Here is a 13,430-nt window from a genome sequence, read left to right as displayed (position 1 = left end):
ACCTCAACTCTTTGTATTAAGTGTAAAACAGTTGACTACTATCGCAGCGTTATACGGCGATAACAACCCATTAACGGCTCCATTTCCCAGCAGAGTATGCTGAAATCCAGACCGTGCGACCGGTTTCTTATTCATATCATTGTAAAACACGTATCCGAACTCTGTATGACAAGGTTCGGCGAAACCACGAGAAAACTCTTGTATTAACAAGAGCGCCCTTGTTCAGTTTTCACAAAGCGTGACCGGCTCTGGAATCCTGAGAAGCGCCGAGATGGGTATAACATCGGCAGGTTTGCAGACTAGAAATGCGGGTTGCGGGAATCAAATGCGCGCCAGAACGGCTGCGCTGAATTAGCGGAAAACGATGGTTCATTATCTCGTATCACCTCCACGGCCGCCTCTGCTGAAACGGACCACAAGCCAAAGCTAAAAGTTCACTGCTTAACCCGGCTGGAAGTGGCGACACGATGAGTTCATCGAGCGCTTTTTTGGTATGAGCCGCGCGCCGCGTTTTATACCGAGAACAGGGGTAAAAAGCAAAAGATAAATACGTGGGTTGCCAGGAGCGTCAGGAAAAATTTCCAGTAATGAATTCAACTCAGTGAGAGCGTTGTCAAAAAAAACTGGAAATCGGGCGAAGAAGTGACCTAAAATAGCCGTCCAGATGTTAATCCATCCATACTGATTAACACTCAGACTGCCAGTGTCAAAATCCTGCAGGCCTTGGTAGAATTATCTCCTTTGGCTATTCCACACAGCAGCTTGAGCTAACCAAATTCCTCTTAGGTGAAATATAACATGGCAAAACACCTGTTTACGTCCGAGTCTGTATCAGAAGGACATCCTGATAAAATTGCTGACCAAATCTCCGATGCGGTGCTGGACGCGATCCTCGCGCAGGATCCTAAAGCGCGCGTAGCGTGTGAAACCTATGTCAAAACCGGCATGGTTCTGGTCGGCGGTGAGATCACCACCAGCGCATGGGTTGATATCGAAGAGATCACCCGTAACACGGTGCGTGAGATCGGCTATGTGCATTCTGATATGGGCTTTGATGCCAACTCCTGCGCGGTACTGAGCGCGATTGGCAAACAGTCTCCGGACATCAACCAGGGCGTTGACCGTGCCGATCCGCTGGAACAGGGCGCGGGCGACCAGGGCCTGATGTTCGGCTACGCAACCAACGAAACCGACGTGCTGATGCCGGCACCTGTGACCTACGCACACCGTCTGGTGCAGCGTCAGGCTGAAGTACGTAAAAACGGCACCCTGCCGTGGCTGCGTCCGGATGCGAAAAGCCAGGTGACCTTCCAGTATGACGACGGCAAAATCGTCGGTATCGATGCCGTGGTGCTCTCCACTCAGCATGCCGAAGATATTGACCAGAAATCCCTGCAGGAAGCGGTGATGGAAGAGATCATCAAGCCGGTTCTGCCGACCGAATGGCTGAGCTCTGCGACCAAATTCTTCATCAACCCAACCGGACGCTTTGTTATCGGCGGCCCAATGGGCGACTGCGGCCTGACCGGCCGTAAGATCATCGTAGATACCTACGGCGGCATGGCGCGTCACGGTGGCGGTGCCTTCTCCGGTAAAGATCCGTCTAAGGTTGACCGTTCTGCCGCGTACGCTGCACGTTATGTTGCGAAAAACATTGTTGCTGCGGGCCTGGCTGACCGCTGTGAAATTCAGGTTTCCTACGCTATCGGCGTGGCTGAGCCAACCTCCATCATGGTTGAAACCTTCGGCACGGAAAAAGTGCCTTCTGAACAGCTGACCCTGCTGGTGCGCGAGTTCTTCGACCTGCGTCCATACGGCCTGATTCAGATGCTGGATCTGCTGCACCCAATCTACCAGGAAACCGCCGCGTACGGTCACTTTGGTCGCGAACATTTCCCATGGGAAAAAACCGACAAAGCCGCTCTGCTGCGTGAGGCTGCCGGTCTGAAGTAATCGATCGCTAAATGCGTTAAACAGGCCAGCCTTTGCGCTGGCCTTTTTTATGTCATATGGCGGCGCAAAGCCGCATAACATGGAACCGATTACACCTCATACTTCGCGCTCCGCTTTCAGAATAATCTCTTTGCACAATCGCCTTTCTTCTGCTGTTACATTTCCTTTCAGTTAAGTCTGAAATTCATGCAAACGCGATGCACATCAATTAATTTACCTCTATATTTTCAAAGCTTTAATTATTTTTACGGTTACAGGTTAGTGTAACCGATTACACCATTGTGATTTGTCTCACATATTTTTATGGGTCGCTCACCTACCCTTAACATTGATAAAACTGATAACCAAACTGGAGGGCATAATGCCTGACAATAATAAACAGGGGCGTACGTCCAATAAGGCAATGACGTTCTTCGTCTGCTTCCTTGCCGCTCTGGCTGGATTACTCTTTGGCCTGGATATTGGCGTAATTGCCGGTGCATTACCTTTCATCACCGAAGAGTTCCAGATTAGCGCACACACTCAGGAATGGGTGGTTAGCTCGATGATGTTCGGTGCCGCCGTCGGCGCGGTCGGCAGCGGCTGGCTCTCCTTTAAGCTCGGGCGTAAAAAGAGCCTGATGATCGGCGCGATCCTGTTCGTTGCCGGCTCGCTGTTCTCTGCTGCGGCGCCTAACGTTGAGGTCCTAATCCTCTCCCGCGTGCTGCTGGGTCTGGCGGTGGGCGTCGCGTCTTATACCGCTCCGCTTTACCTGTCTGAAATCGCGCCGGAAAAAATTCGCGGCAGCATGATCTCCATGTACCAGCTGATGATCACCATCGGTATTCTGGGCGCTTATCTTTCCGATACCGCGTTCAGCTACAGCGGCGCATGGCGCTGGATGCTGGGTGTGATCATCATTCCTGCCATCCTGCTTCTGATCGGCGTCTTCTTCCTGCCGGACAGCCCGCGCTGGTTTGCCGCCAAGCGCCGCTTCCACGATGCGGAACGGGTGCTCTTACGCCTGCGCGATACCAGCGCAGAGGCGAAAAACGAGCTGGAAGAGATCCGCGAAAGCCTGAAGATTAAACAGTCCGGCTGGGCGCTGTTCAAAGAGAACAGCAACTTCCGCCGCGCGGTGTTCCTTGGCGTGCTGTTACAGGTAATGCAGCAGTTCACCGGGATGAACGTCATCATGTATTACGCGCCAAAAATCTTCGAGCTGGCGGGTTACACCAACACCACCGAGCAGATGTGGGGCACCGTTATCGTCGGTCTGACCAACGTGCTGGCGACCTTCATTGCCATCGGCCTGGTTGACCGCTGGGGACGTAAGCCAACCCTGACGCTGGGCTTCCTGGTGATGGCTATCGGTATGGGCGTGCTGGGCACCATGATGCACATGGGCATTCACTCCCCAACCGCGCAGTACTTCGCCGTGGCGATGCTGCTGATGTTTATCGTTGGTTTTGCGATGAGTGCCGGTCCGCTGATTTGGGTGCTGTGCTCTGAGATCCAGCCGCTGAAAGGGCGTGACTTTGGTATCACCTGCTCTACCGCGACCAACTGGATTGCCAACATGATCGTCGGCGCAACGTTCCTGACCATGCTCAACACCCTGGGTAACGCCAACACCTTCTGGGTCTACGCCGGTCTGAACCTGTTCTTTATTGTTCTTACCGTCTGGCTGGTTCCTGAAACCAAGCACGTTTCACTGGAACACATCGAACGTAACCTGATGAAAGGTCGTCCTCTGCGCGAAATCGGCGCACACGACTAATCCTCCTGCGGGAGGCGCCTCTTGCGCCTCCCCGCTTCCCGCTTTATGCTCTGCCCCTATGAAAGCTCCCCGTCTCCCCATCGCCATTCAGCAAGCCGTTATGCGCAGCCTGCGGGAAAAACTCGCCCAGGCCAACCTGAAGCTCGGCCGCAATTATCCTGAACCTAAGCTGGTCTATCAGCAGCGGGGAACCGCGGCGGGTACCGCCTGGCTGGAATCCTATGAGATCCGCCTGAACCCGGTTCTGATGATGGAAAACCAGCAGGCGTTCATAGAGGAGGTGGTACCGCACGAGCTGGCCCATCTTCTGGTGTGGAAACACTTTGGCCGCGTCGCACCGCACGGCAAAGAGTGGAAGTGGATGATGGAGGCGGTGCTTGGCGTTCCGGCGCGCCGCACGCATCAGTTCGAGCTGGAATCGGTACGCCGCAATACGTTTCCCTACCGCTGCCGGTGCCAGCAGCATCAGCTCACCGTCCGGCGTCACAACCGGGTGGTGCGCGGCGAGGCCACCTACCGCTGCGTGAAGTGCGGCGAACCGCTGGTTGCAGAGTAATCAATTGAACAATCAGGAACTTTCATGATCTGCCTGATTGCATACGGGAACAACATTCGTTACGTTGCGGGCTTGTTTTGACACGGAGTGTAAGATGTCCCGTAATGTTTCTCTCGCGGTCGCGTTTCTGGCGACGGCGCTCTCCGGCCATGCTCTGGCCGACGGTATTCACAGTTTCTCTCAGGCAAAAACCGCAGGCGTAAAGATTAACGCCGACGTGCCGGGTGATTTCTACTGCGGGTGCAAAATTAACTGGCAGGGAAAAAAAGGGGTCGTTGACCTTGAGTCCTGCGGCTATAAGGTACGCAAGAACGAGAACCGCGCCAGCCGAATCGAATGGGAACACGTTGTTCCGGCCTGGCAGTTTGGCCACCAGCGCCAGTGCTGGCAGGATGGCGGACGCAAAAACTGCGCGAAAGATCCAGTATACCGCCAGATGGAAAGCGATATGCATAACCTGCAGCCCGCCGTGGGTGAGGTAAACGGCGATCGCGGTAACTTCATGTACAGCCAGTGGAACGGTGGCGAAGGCCAGTACGGCCAGTGCGCCATGAAGGTGGACTTCAAGGAGAAAGTCGCTGAACCCCCTGCCCGCGCGCGCGGCAGCATCGCCCGTACCTATTTCTATATGCGCGATCGCTACGATCTCAACCTTTCCCGCCAGCAGACGCAGCTGTTCAACGCATGGGATAAGCAGTATCCGGTTACGGACTGGGAATGCCAGCGCGACGAACGTATCGCCAAAGTCCAGGGGAATCATAACCCTTACGTCCAGCGGGCTTGCCAGGCGCAAAAGAGCTAACCTACACTACGGCAATTCGCTTATATCGCATGACACATGGAATTTCTGACTATGCGCATCCCCCGCATTTACCATCCTGAACTGATTACCGCCGGCGGCGAAATCACCCTGTCTGACGACGCAGCACACCACGTAGGCCGCGTGCTGCGCATGGGTGCCGGCCAGGCGCTCCAGCTGTTCGACGGCTCAAATCAGGTTTTCGACGCTGAAATTACGCGCGCCGACAAAAAAAGCGTGCACGTCAAGGTGCTGCGTGGCGAAGTGGACGACCGTGAATCCCCCCTTCATATTCATCTGGGTCAGGTGATGTCGCGCGGGGAAAAGATGGAGTTCACCATTCAGAAATCCATTGAACTGGGTGTAAGCCTCATTACGCCACTTTTTTCTGAGCGCTGCGGCGTTAAACTGGATGCGGAACGTCTGAATAAGAAGATCCAGCAGTGGCAGAAAATTGCCATTGCGGCCTGCGAACAGAGCGGCCGCAACCGTATCCCGGAGATCCGCCCGGCGATGGATCTGGAGGACTGGTGTGCAGAAGAGGAACGCGGGCTTAAGCTTAATCTTCACCCGCGCGCCAGCGCCAGCATCAACACGCTGCCGCTGCCCGTTGAGCACGTACGCCTGCTGATTGGCCCGGAAGGCGGCCTGTCGGCTGACGAAATTGCCATGACGGGGCGTTACCAGTTTACTGATATTCTGTTGGGACCTCGCGTTCTGCGCACTGAGACAACGGCACTCACAGCCATTACCGCGCTACAGGTACGGTTTGGCGATCTGGGTTGACCCATTAACGGAGAAGAAGATGATCAAGCTCGGCATCGTGATGGACCCCATCGCAAACATTAACATCAAGAAAGATTCCAGCTTCGCCATGCTGCTGGAAGCGCAGCGTCGCGGCTATGAACTCCACTATATGGAGATGAACGATCTTTATCTGATCAACGGTGAAGCCCGCGCGCGCGCGCGCATCGTTAACGTCGAGCAGAACTACGACAAGTGGTACGAGTTTGGCACCGAGCAGGATATTGCCCTTGCCGATCTCAACGTCATCCTGATGCGTAAAGATCCGCCGTTCGACACGGAATACATTTACTCCACCTATATCCTTGAGCGCGCCGAGGAGAAAGGGACGCTGATCGTCAACAAGCCGCAAAGCCTGCGCGACTGTAACGAGAAGCTCTACACCGCCTGGTTCTCTGACCTGACGCCGGAAACGCTGGTGACCCGCAGCAAGGCGCAGCTGAAAGAGTTCTGGCAGAAGCACGGCGATATCATCATGAAGCCGCTGGACGGCATGGGCGGCGCGTCTATCTTCCGCGTGAAGGAAGGCGATCCGAACATCGGCGTCATTGCCGAAACGCTGACCGAGCTGGGTACCCGCTACTGCATGGCGCAGAACTATCTGCCGGCCATTAAAGACGGTGACAAACGCGTGCTGGTGGTAGATGGCGAGCCGGTGCCTTACTGCCTGGCGCGTATCCCGCAGGGCGGCGAAACCCGCGGCAACCTGGCGGCCGGCGGTCGCGGCGAACCGCGTCCGTTGAGCGAAAGCGACTGGGAAATTGCCCGCCGCGTCGGCCCTACGCTGAAAGCTAAAGGCCTGATCTTCGTTGGCCTCGATATCATCGGCGATCGCCTGACCGAAGTGAACGTCACCAGCCCGACCTGCATTCGTGAAATCGAAGCGGAATTCCCGATCTCGATCACCGGAATGCTGATGGACGCTATCGAAAAACGTTTACAGAAATAACCTGTGACAGCGCCTGTGTTTATCCCCATACTGGGCGCTGTCGCTTTTTAAACCAGGAAACAGTACCTCTGACAATGAATTTACAGCATCACTTTCTTATTGCCATGCCTGCTCTCCAGGATCCGATTTTCCGCCGCGCCGTTGTTTATATTTGTGAATACAATGAAGACGGCGCGATGGGGATTATCATCAATAAACCGCTGGAAAACCTGCAGGTTGAGGGGATCCTGGACAAGCTGAAAATCACCGCTGAAGATCGTCTGCCGGAAATCCGTCTCGATAAACCGGTGATGCTGGGCGGCCCGCTTGCAGAAGATCGTGGCTTTATCCTTCACACTCCGCCGGTTTTCTCATCCAGCATTCGTATCTCCGATAACACCGTTGTCACCACCTCCCGCGACGTGCTCGAAACGCTGGGTACCGCAAAGCAGCCTTCTGAAGTGCTGGTCGCGCTCGGCTATGCCTCCTGGGAAAAGGGCCAGCTGGAACAAGAGATTCTGGACAACGCCTGGCTGACGGCCCCTGCGGATATGAACATCCTGTTTAAAACCCCTATCGCCGATCGCTGGCGTGACGCGGCAAAGCTGATTGGCATTGATATTCTGACCATGCCTGGCGTTGCGGGGCACGCGTAATGAGCGGCACCCTTCTTGCTTTCGACTTCGGAACCAAAAGCATTGGCGTCGCCGTTGGTCAACGCATCACCGGTACGGCTCGCCCGCTCGCGGCGCTGAAGGCCAACGACGGCACGCCGGACTGGAACCTCATTGAGCGCCTGCTCAAGGAGTGGCAGCCGGACGACGTGATTGTTGGGCTACCGCTGAACATGGACGGCACCGAGCAGCCGCTCACCGCGCGCGCGCGCAAGTTCGCGAATAAAATTCATGGCCGCTTCGGCGTCTCCGTAAAGCTGCACGACGAACGCCTGAGCACCGTCGAAGCGCGTGCTGGCCTGTTCGAGCACGGCGGTTTCCGGGCGCTGAACAAAGGCAGCGTTGATTCGGCCTCTGCCGTCATCATCCTCGAAAGCTATTTCGAACAGGGTTACTGAGCGCCGGGGCCTACAGCCGCCCCTGCGCCCGTCGCTCCGCCAGGCTCTGCTCAAAGTTCTGCATACCCGCCTGCTGTCCGGTTTGAATAATGCCCGGCAGTTGCCACGTTTTGCCTTCGCGGATCAGGTTTGCCGCCGCCGGGGTATTCACCAGAAGCTCATACAGCGCCACGCGCCCGCCCTGAACGTCCTGACGCAGCTTCTGAGCCAGCACCGCACGCAGGCTTCCCGCCAGCTGATTACGCACCGGATCTTTCTCCTGCGCCGGGAAGATATCCACCAGGCGCTCAATTGCCTGCGCCGCACCGCGCGTATGCAGCGTGGCTAACACCAGATGCCCGGTCTCAGCCGCCGTCAGCGCCAGGCGGATAGTTTCGCTGTCGCGCAGCTCGCCAAGCAAAATGACATCAGGATCTTCACGCAGCGCGCTGCGCAGCGCCTCGGCAAAGGACGGGCTGTGCTGGCCTATCTCCCGCTGCTGGATCAAACAGCGTTCGCTCTGGTACCTGAACTCCACCGGATCTTCCAGGGTAAGAATATGGCCGTCCGTATGGTGATTGAGAAAATCGACCATCGCTGCAAGCGTCGTTGACTTCCCGCTGCCGGTTGCGCCGGTGACCAGAATCAGACCATCGTCATTGCACAGTAACGCCGGGATCGCTCGCGGCACGCCTAACGTGCAGAGCTGCGGGCACGCCAGCGGCAACAGCCGCAGCGCGATCGAAACGCCCTGCATATGCCTGAACGCGCTGCCGCGCAGACGCTGATTGCCCGCAACGGTAACGGCAAAATCCACCTGCCCACTCGCCCACCATGCGCCCTGCTGCTCGTCGTTGAGCCACGCTTTCAATAACGCCTCCACGTCCGGGGGCGGAAACGGCGCGGGTTCAAGGCGCCCCGCTCTGCGCCAGCGCGGCGGCGAATCACTGCACAGGTGTAGATCGGAGACGTTATGCTTTACACTAAGGGCCACAATTTCTTCCACATCCATAGACTACTCCTCGGAAAATGAACGACATTGCGCATAACCTGGCACAGGTCCGGGACAAAATCTCAGCCGCTGCAACGCGTTGCGGCCGTGCTTCAGAAGAAATTACCTTGCTTGCAGTCAGCAAAACCAAGCCTGCGAGCGCCATCGCAGAAGCGATTGCCGCCGGCCATCGCGCGTTTGGCGAAAACTACGTGCAGGAAGGCGTGGATAAAATTCGCTATTTCCGGGAACAGGGTAATACGGACCTGCAATGGCACTTTATCGGTCCGCTACAGTCGAACAAAAGCCGTCTGGTGGCAGAGCACTTCGACTGGTGCCACACCCTCGATCGTCTGCGCATTGCTACCCGTCTGAACGACCAGCGTCCGGCGGAGCTGCCCGCGCTTAACGTGCTGATTCAAATCAATATCAGTGATGAAAACAGCAAGTCCGGCATTGCGCTGAGCGAGCTGAATGCGCTGGCGGCTGAGGTGGCGGCGCTGCCGCGCCTGACCCTGCGCGGGCTGATGGCAATTCCGGCGCCAGAGTCAAGTTATGAAAGGCAGTTTGCCGTGGCACAGCAAATGGCTGTAGCATTTGAGGCGCTTAAAGCGCGCTATGACACGGTAGACACGCTTTCTCTGGGCATGTCGGACGATATGGAAGCCGCCATCGCGGCAGGCAGTACCATGGTGCGCATCGGCACGGCAATTTTCGGTGCGCGCGATTACACCCAATAATAAGGAAAACTGAGGAACGCCATGAAGACGTTGACTTTCCTGCTCTCAACGGTGATTGAGCTGTACACGATGGCGCTGTTACTGCGCGTCTGGATGCAGTGGGCCCGCTGTGATTTTTACAACCCGTTCTCACAATTTATCGTGAAAATTACGCAGCCTGTTGTGGGGCCGCTTCGCCGCGTTATTCCGGCAATGGGGCCGATTGACAGCTCATCTCTGCTGATGGCGTTTATTCTGAGCGTTATCAAAGCGATCGTGCTGTTTATGGTCATTACCTTCCAGCCGATTATCTGGATTTCTGCCGTCCTGATCCTCGTGAAAACCGTCGGCCTGCTGATCTTCTGGGTCCTGCTGGTCATGGCAATCATGAGCTGGGTGAGCCGGGGCCGCAGCCCTGTGGAATACGCGCTGATTCAGCTCACTGAACCGCTGCTGCGTCCGATTCGTAGTCTGCTGCCGGCGATGGGCGGTATCGACTTCTCGCCGATGCTTCTCGTGCTGCTGCTGTACGTGCTCAATATGGGCATTGCGGAGCTGCTGCAGGCAACGGGCAATATGCTGCTGCCGGGGCTGTGGATGGCGTTATGAGTGCGGTAAGCACCTGCACAGACGGGCTGGTCTTACGGCTGTACATTCAGCCGAAAGCCAGCCGCGACAGCATTGTGGGGCTGCATGGCGACGAGTTAAAGGTCGCCATCACCGCCCCGCCGGTAGACGGTCAGGCGAATGCGCATCTGACCAAATATCTGGCTAAACAGTTTCGCGTTGCTAAAAGCCAGGTCATCATTGAAAAAGGTGAACTTGGGCGGCATAAACAGGTAAAAATCCTCAATCCGCAATCTATCCCGACGGAAGTCGCGGCTCTGACAGAACAGGACTAAACCATGCAGAAAGTTGTTCTCGCCACCGGTAACGCCGGTAAAGTGCGCGAGCTGGCCTCGCTATTAAATGATTTTGGGCTGGACGTGGTGGCTCAGACCGAGCTGGGCGTCGATTCCGCCGAAGAGACGGGCCTGACGTTTATCGAAAACGCCATTCTGAAAGCGCGCCACGCCGCGCAAATCACGGGGCTGCCTGCCATTGCCGATGACTCCGGCCTGGCCGTGGATTTTCTGGGCGGTGCGCCGGGCATTTACTCCGCCCGCTACTCCGGCGTGGACGCCACCGATCGGCAAAACCTGGAAAAGCTGCTCGTTGCCCTGAAGGACGTGCCTGACGAACAGCGTACCGCGCAGTTCCACTGCGTGCTGGTCTACATGCGTCACGCGGAAGATCCAACGCCGATCGTCTGTCACGGCAGCTGGCCGGGCGTGATCACCCGTGAGGCGGCAGGCAGCGGCGGCTTTGGCTACGACCCGATTTTCTTTGTCCCCACAGAGGGCAAAACCGCTGCGGAACTGACCCGCGAAGAGAAAAGCGCGATTTCCCACCGTGGACGCGCCCTGAAACTGTTACTGGAAGCACTGCGTAATGGCTAATTTGCCGCCTCTGAGTCTCTATATTCATATCCCGTGGTGCGTGCAGAAATGTCCTTACTGCGATTTCAACTCGCACGCGCTGAAGGGCGAAGTGCCGCATGATGACTACGTTGCCCATCTGCTGGCCGACCTGGATGCCGATGTACCGTACGCGCAGGGACGTGAAGTAAAGACCATTTTTATTGGTGGCGGTACGCCGAGCCTGCTTTCAGGCCCGGCGATGCAGACGCTGCTGGACGGCGTGCGGTCGCGCCTGAATCTGGCAGCGGATGCTGAAATTACGATGGAAGCCAACCCCGGCACCGTTGAGGCCGACCGTTTTGTCGAGTATCAGCGCGCTGGCGTGAACCGTATCTCCATCGGCGTGCAGAGCTTTAGCGAGCCAAAGCTGAAGCGCCTGGGGCGCATTCACGGCCCGGAAGAGGCGAAGCGCGCGGCAAACCTGGCGACAGGGCTTGGCCTGCGCAGCTTTAACCTCGATCTGATGCACGGCCTGCCAGATCAGTCGCTGGAAGAGGCGCTGGACGATTTGCGCCAGGCGATTGCGCTGGCGCCGCCGCATCTGTCGTGGTATCAGCTGACCATTGAGCCGAACACCCTGTTTGGTTCCCGTCCTCCGGTGCTGCCGGACGACGACGCGCTGTGGGATATCTTCGAGCAGGGCCACCGGCTGTTAACCGCTGCGGGCTATGAGCAATATGAAACGTCTGCCTATGCGAAGCCGGGATATCAGTGTCAGCACAACCTGAACTACTGGCGATTTGGCGACTATCTGGGGATTGGCTGCGGCGCGCACGGCAAAGTGACCTTCCCGGACGGGCGAATACTGCGCACCGCCAAAACGCGCCATCCGCGCGGGTATATGGAAGGTCGTTATCTCGAACGTCAGCACGACGTCGAGGCGGCGGACAAGCCGTTTGAGTTCTTTATGAACCGCTTCCGCCTGCTGGAAGCCGCACCGCGGAAAGAGTTTGCGCGCTATACCGGACTGCCGGAATCGGTGATTCGCCCGCAGATTGACGAGGCGCTGGCGCAGGGGTATCTCACGGAATGTGAGGAATACTGGCAGATCACCGAGCACGGCAAGCTGTTCTTAAACTCCCTTCTTGAGCTGTTCCTCGCCGAAGAATCTGAAGGCTGATTCAGGATTTTGCATCCCGTTCTGTCGGCTGAGGGAAAGGCTGGCAGAGTGTGGGGATGGAAATTATACGTTCATACGCAAAGCAGCTCAGACGCGAGCTCACACAGGAAGAAAGACGGCTTTGGTATTTACTGCGCAGCCGCCGTTTCGAAAATTATAAATTTCGCCGACAACATCCGGCAGGCAACTATATTCTCGATTTCGCCTGCTGCGCGGCTCGTCTGGCTATTGAACTGGACGGCGGACAGCATGATGAAAATCAGGAATACGATCGTCAAAGGACGTTGTGGTTAAACCAAAAGGGCTGGCACGTCATTCGATTCTGGAACAATGAACTTTGGAATAATGAAGAGGCGGTGCTAGAAAAGATCCTTGAAACGCTGCAGGCGCTGCAACCCTCACCCCGGCCCTCTCCCTGAAAGGGAGAGGGAGCAAACTATTCCCTCGCCCCTTTGGGGAGAGGGTTAGGGTGAGGGGTTAAGTTAATTACTTCAGCGTCCCCACCAGCGCCTTTCTGCTATCTTCCAGCGACACCACGCGTTTACACACGTCTTTGCCGAACTGCTGGAAATCGGCTTCCTGATTCTTCCACTCGTTCTGAATCGAGGTTTGCAGTCCGCCCAGGCTGCCCAGCACGCCCTGCAAAGGGTTACCGCCGCCTTTCAGCACCGCTTTGGCGCCCATCTCGTTAATGCTGTCCTGGAGAATGCCGCCCATCGCCTGGTTCACCAGCTGCTGGCCGTCGGCGCGCACCTGGTCGATTGCCTTATAGTGGAACGTCAGGCCGTCGGAGCGGGTCTCGATAATTCGGTTCATCTGCTCTTTCAGCTGCTTATCCAGCTTCGTCAGGCGGGTGCGCATATTGCTGCTTTCTCCCACCTCTTTGGTGATGATTTTATCCAGCGCCACGCGCCCCTTCTCAACGCGGGTCAGCGCGCCGTCGTTGATCCACGGCAGCGCGGTACGCAGCTCGGCCTGATAATCCTTCGCCTGTTCACGCTGGGCGGCCGTCAGGTTTTGCGGCTTGCCGTTAAAGGTGACGTTACCCTCCGGCGTAATCACCAGATTGCCGTTCTCGCCTTTAACCTGCACGGTTTGCGGGCTTAACACCACGTCGTCACGCGGGGTGACGCTACATTTATACTCCGCATGGGCGGTGGAACCGATTGCCAGTAAAGCAACAGCCAGCAACGTTTTGCGCATCTTTAACACTCCCTCAGACAAAATGGG

At 56.6% G+C, this 13,430-nt stretch carries 17 protein-coding genes and 1 pseudogene; 14 read left to right on the top strand and 4 right to left on the bottom strand.

Features of this window, described 5'->3' with window-relative positions; all coding sequences use genetic code 11:
* Positions 1-3 precede the first annotated feature (3 nt).
* Positions 4-135, bottom strand: coding sequence for an acid stress response protein YqgB (gene yqgB / locus MOQ06_RS02705; RefSeq protein ID WP_057979949.1), 132 nt, complete (start codon positions 133-135; stop codon positions 4-6).
* A gap of 94 nt (positions 136-229) precedes the next feature.
* A pseudogene (locus tag MOQ06_RS22510) lies at positions 230-319 on the bottom strand (hypothetical protein); the annotation flags it as partial.
* 479 nt (positions 320-798) lie between these two features.
* On the opposite strand from MOQ06_RS22510, the gene metK reads away from it, so the two are divergent.
* The 8 genes from metK (at position 799) to ruvX (ending at position 7,871) form a co-directional block, all read left to right on the top strand.
* Complete coding sequence (metK, locus tag MOQ06_RS02700) at positions 799-1,953, top strand: methionine adenosyltransferase (RefSeq protein WP_061097111.1); 1,155 nt, start codon at positions 799-801, stop codon at positions 1,951-1,953.
* Positions 1,954-2,314: 361 nt separating this feature from the next.
* Positions 2,315-3,712: a galactose/proton symporter gene (galP, locus tag MOQ06_RS02695; RefSeq protein ID WP_148418520.1), complete on the top strand. Its 1,398-nt coding sequence runs from the start codon at positions 2,315-2,317 to the stop codon at positions 3,710-3,712.
* Between the two features lie 58 nt (positions 3,713-3,770).
* Positions 3,771-4,268 (top strand): SprT family zinc-dependent metalloprotease, encoded by a 498-nt coding sequence (locus tag MOQ06_RS02690; protein WP_061097110.1) that lies wholly within the window; start codon positions 3,771-3,773, stop codon positions 4,266-4,268.
* 94 nt (positions 4,269-4,362) lie between these two features.
* Positions 4,363-5,070: a deoxyribonuclease I gene (gene endA, locus MOQ06_RS02685; RefSeq protein WP_148418519.1), complete on the top strand. Its 708-nt coding sequence runs from the start codon at positions 4,363-4,365 to the stop codon at positions 5,068-5,070.
* Positions 5,071-5,121: 51 nt separating this feature from the next.
* Complete coding sequence (gene rsmE / locus MOQ06_RS02680; RefSeq protein WP_242173198.1) at positions 5,122-5,853, top strand: 16S rRNA (uracil(1498)-N(3))-methyltransferase; 732 nt, start codon at positions 5,122-5,124, stop codon at positions 5,851-5,853.
* A gap of 19 nt (positions 5,854-5,872) precedes the next feature.
* Positions 5,873-6,820: a glutathione synthase gene (gene gshB, locus MOQ06_RS02675; RefSeq protein WP_242170619.1), complete on the top strand. Its 948-nt coding sequence runs from the start codon at positions 5,873-5,875 to the stop codon at positions 6,818-6,820.
* A gap of 74 nt (positions 6,821-6,894) precedes the next feature.
* On the top strand, positions 6,895-7,455 hold the full coding sequence (locus MOQ06_RS02670; RefSeq protein ID WP_148418516.1) for a YqgE/AlgH family protein: 561 nt from the start codon (positions 6,895-6,897) through the stop codon (positions 7,453-7,455).
* The gene (gene ruvX, locus MOQ06_RS02665) at positions 7,455-7,871 is read left to right on the top strand and encodes a Holliday junction resolvase RuvX (protein ID WP_114979901.1); all 417 of its coding nucleotides are present in this window, start codon (positions 7,455-7,457) and stop codon (positions 7,869-7,871) included. The genes MOQ06_RS02670 and ruvX overlap by 1 nt, the downstream gene beginning before the upstream one ends.
* A gap of 10 nt (positions 7,872-7,881) precedes the next feature.
* On the opposite strand, the gene MOQ06_RS02660 is transcribed toward ruvX, so the two are convergent.
* Positions 7,882-8,862 (bottom strand): type IV pilus twitching motility protein PilT, encoded by a 981-nt coding sequence (locus tag MOQ06_RS02660; protein ID WP_242170616.1) that lies wholly within the window; start codon positions 8,860-8,862, stop codon positions 7,882-7,884.
* A gap of 17 nt (positions 8,863-8,879) precedes the next feature.
* Between MOQ06_RS02660 and MOQ06_RS02655 the strand changes: the two genes are divergently transcribed.
* The 6 genes from MOQ06_RS02655 to MOQ06_RS02630 are packed head-to-tail and all read left to right on the top strand — an operon-like array spanning position 8,880 to position 12,619.
* Positions 8,880-9,581, top strand: coding sequence for a YggS family pyridoxal phosphate-dependent enzyme (locus MOQ06_RS02655; protein ID WP_242170613.1), 702 nt, complete (start codon positions 8,880-8,882; stop codon positions 9,579-9,581).
* Between the two features lie 21 nt (positions 9,582-9,602).
* Entirely contained in the window at positions 9,603-10,169 is a 567-nt protein-coding gene (locus tag MOQ06_RS02650; RefSeq protein ID WP_148418513.1) for a YggT family protein, read from the top strand.
* Entirely contained in the window at positions 10,166-10,462 is a 297-nt protein-coding gene (gene yggU, locus MOQ06_RS02645; RefSeq protein WP_047364545.1) for a DUF167 family protein YggU, read from the top strand. Before MOQ06_RS02650 ends, yggU begins: the two co-directional genes overlap by 4 nt.
* Before the next feature lie 3 nt (positions 10,463-10,465).
* Positions 10,466-11,059, top strand: a complete 594-nt coding sequence (locus MOQ06_RS02640) for an XTP/dITP diphosphatase (RefSeq protein WP_148418512.1) — start codon at positions 10,466-10,468, stop codon at positions 11,057-11,059.
* Positions 11,052-12,200 (top strand): radical SAM family heme chaperone HemW, encoded by a 1,149-nt coding sequence (gene hemW, locus MOQ06_RS02635; RefSeq protein ID WP_148418511.1) that lies wholly within the window; start codon positions 11,052-11,054, stop codon positions 12,198-12,200. Before MOQ06_RS02640 ends, hemW begins: the two co-directional genes overlap by 8 nt.
* Positions 12,201-12,256: 56 nt before the next feature.
* Entirely contained in the window at positions 12,257-12,619 is a 363-nt protein-coding gene (locus tag MOQ06_RS02630; protein WP_193354955.1) for an endonuclease domain-containing protein, read from the top strand.
* Between the two features lie 67 nt (positions 12,620-12,686).
* Here MOQ06_RS02630 and MOQ06_RS02625 read toward each other — a convergent pair whose 3' ends face one another.
* Positions 12,687-13,403: a DUF2884 domain-containing protein gene (locus MOQ06_RS02625; RefSeq protein ID WP_148418509.1), complete on the bottom strand. Its 717-nt coding sequence runs from the start codon at positions 13,401-13,403 to the stop codon at positions 12,687-12,689.
* Between the last annotated feature and the right edge of the window lie 27 nt (positions 13,404-13,430).

The sequence above is a fragment of the Enterobacter sp. I4 genome (assembly GCF_022669095.1).
Classification (GTDB): domain Bacteria; phylum Pseudomonadota; class Gammaproteobacteria; order Enterobacterales; family Enterobacteriaceae; genus Enterobacter; species Enterobacter pasteurii.
Note: the sequence above shows the minus strand (reverse complement) of the source record. Positions and strands in the feature narration are given on the sequence as shown.

Excerpts from the sequence above, each read along its gene's own strand:
- yqgB (WP_057979949.1), bottom strand. The coding sequence starts at position 135 with ATGAATAAGAAACCGGTCGCACGGTCTGGATTTCAGCATACTCTGCTG.
- metK (WP_061097111.1), top strand. The coding sequence starts at position 799 with ATGGCAAAACACCTGTTTACGTCCGAGTCTGTATCAGAAGGACATCCT.
- galP (WP_148418520.1), top strand. The coding sequence starts at position 2,315 with ATGCCTGACAATAATAAACAGGGGCGTACGTCCAATAAGGCAATGACG.
- MOQ06_RS02690 (WP_061097110.1), top strand. The coding sequence starts at position 3,771 with ATGAAAGCTCCCCGTCTCCCCATCGCCATTCAGCAAGCCGTTATGCGC.
- endA (WP_148418519.1), top strand. The coding sequence starts at position 4,363 with ATGTCCCGTAATGTTTCTCTCGCGGTCGCGTTTCTGGCGACGGCGCTC.
- rsmE (WP_242173198.1), top strand. The coding sequence starts at position 5,122 with ATGCGCATCCCCCGCATTTACCATCCTGAACTGATTACCGCCGGCGGC.
- gshB (WP_242170619.1), top strand. The coding sequence starts at position 5,873 with ATGATCAAGCTCGGCATCGTGATGGACCCCATCGCAAACATTAACATC.
- MOQ06_RS02670 (WP_148418516.1), top strand. The coding sequence starts at position 6,895 with ATGAATTTACAGCATCACTTTCTTATTGCCATGCCTGCTCTCCAGGAT.
- ruvX (WP_114979901.1), top strand. The coding sequence starts at position 7,455 with ATGAGCGGCACCCTTCTTGCTTTCGACTTCGGAACCAAAAGCATTGGC.
- MOQ06_RS02660 (WP_242170616.1), bottom strand. The coding sequence starts at position 8,862 with ATGGATGTGGAAGAAATTGTGGCCCTTAGTGTAAAGCATAACGTCTCC.
- MOQ06_RS02655 (WP_242170613.1), top strand. The coding sequence starts at position 8,880 with ATGAACGACATTGCGCATAACCTGGCACAGGTCCGGGACAAAATCTCA.
- MOQ06_RS02650 (WP_148418513.1), top strand. The coding sequence starts at position 9,603 with ATGAAGACGTTGACTTTCCTGCTCTCAACGGTGATTGAGCTGTACACG.
- yggU (WP_047364545.1), top strand. The coding sequence starts at position 10,166 with ATGAGTGCGGTAAGCACCTGCACAGACGGGCTGGTCTTACGGCTGTAC.
- MOQ06_RS02640 (WP_148418512.1), top strand. The coding sequence starts at position 10,466 with ATGCAGAAAGTTGTTCTCGCCACCGGTAACGCCGGTAAAGTGCGCGAG.
- hemW (WP_148418511.1), top strand. The coding sequence starts at position 11,052 with ATGGCTAATTTGCCGCCTCTGAGTCTCTATATTCATATCCCGTGGTGC.
- MOQ06_RS02630 (WP_193354955.1), top strand. The coding sequence starts at position 12,257 with ATGGAAATTATACGTTCATACGCAAAGCAGCTCAGACGCGAGCTCACA.
- MOQ06_RS02625 (WP_148418509.1), bottom strand. The coding sequence starts at position 13,403 with ATGCGCAAAACGTTGCTGGCTGTTGCTTTACTGGCAATCGGTTCCACC.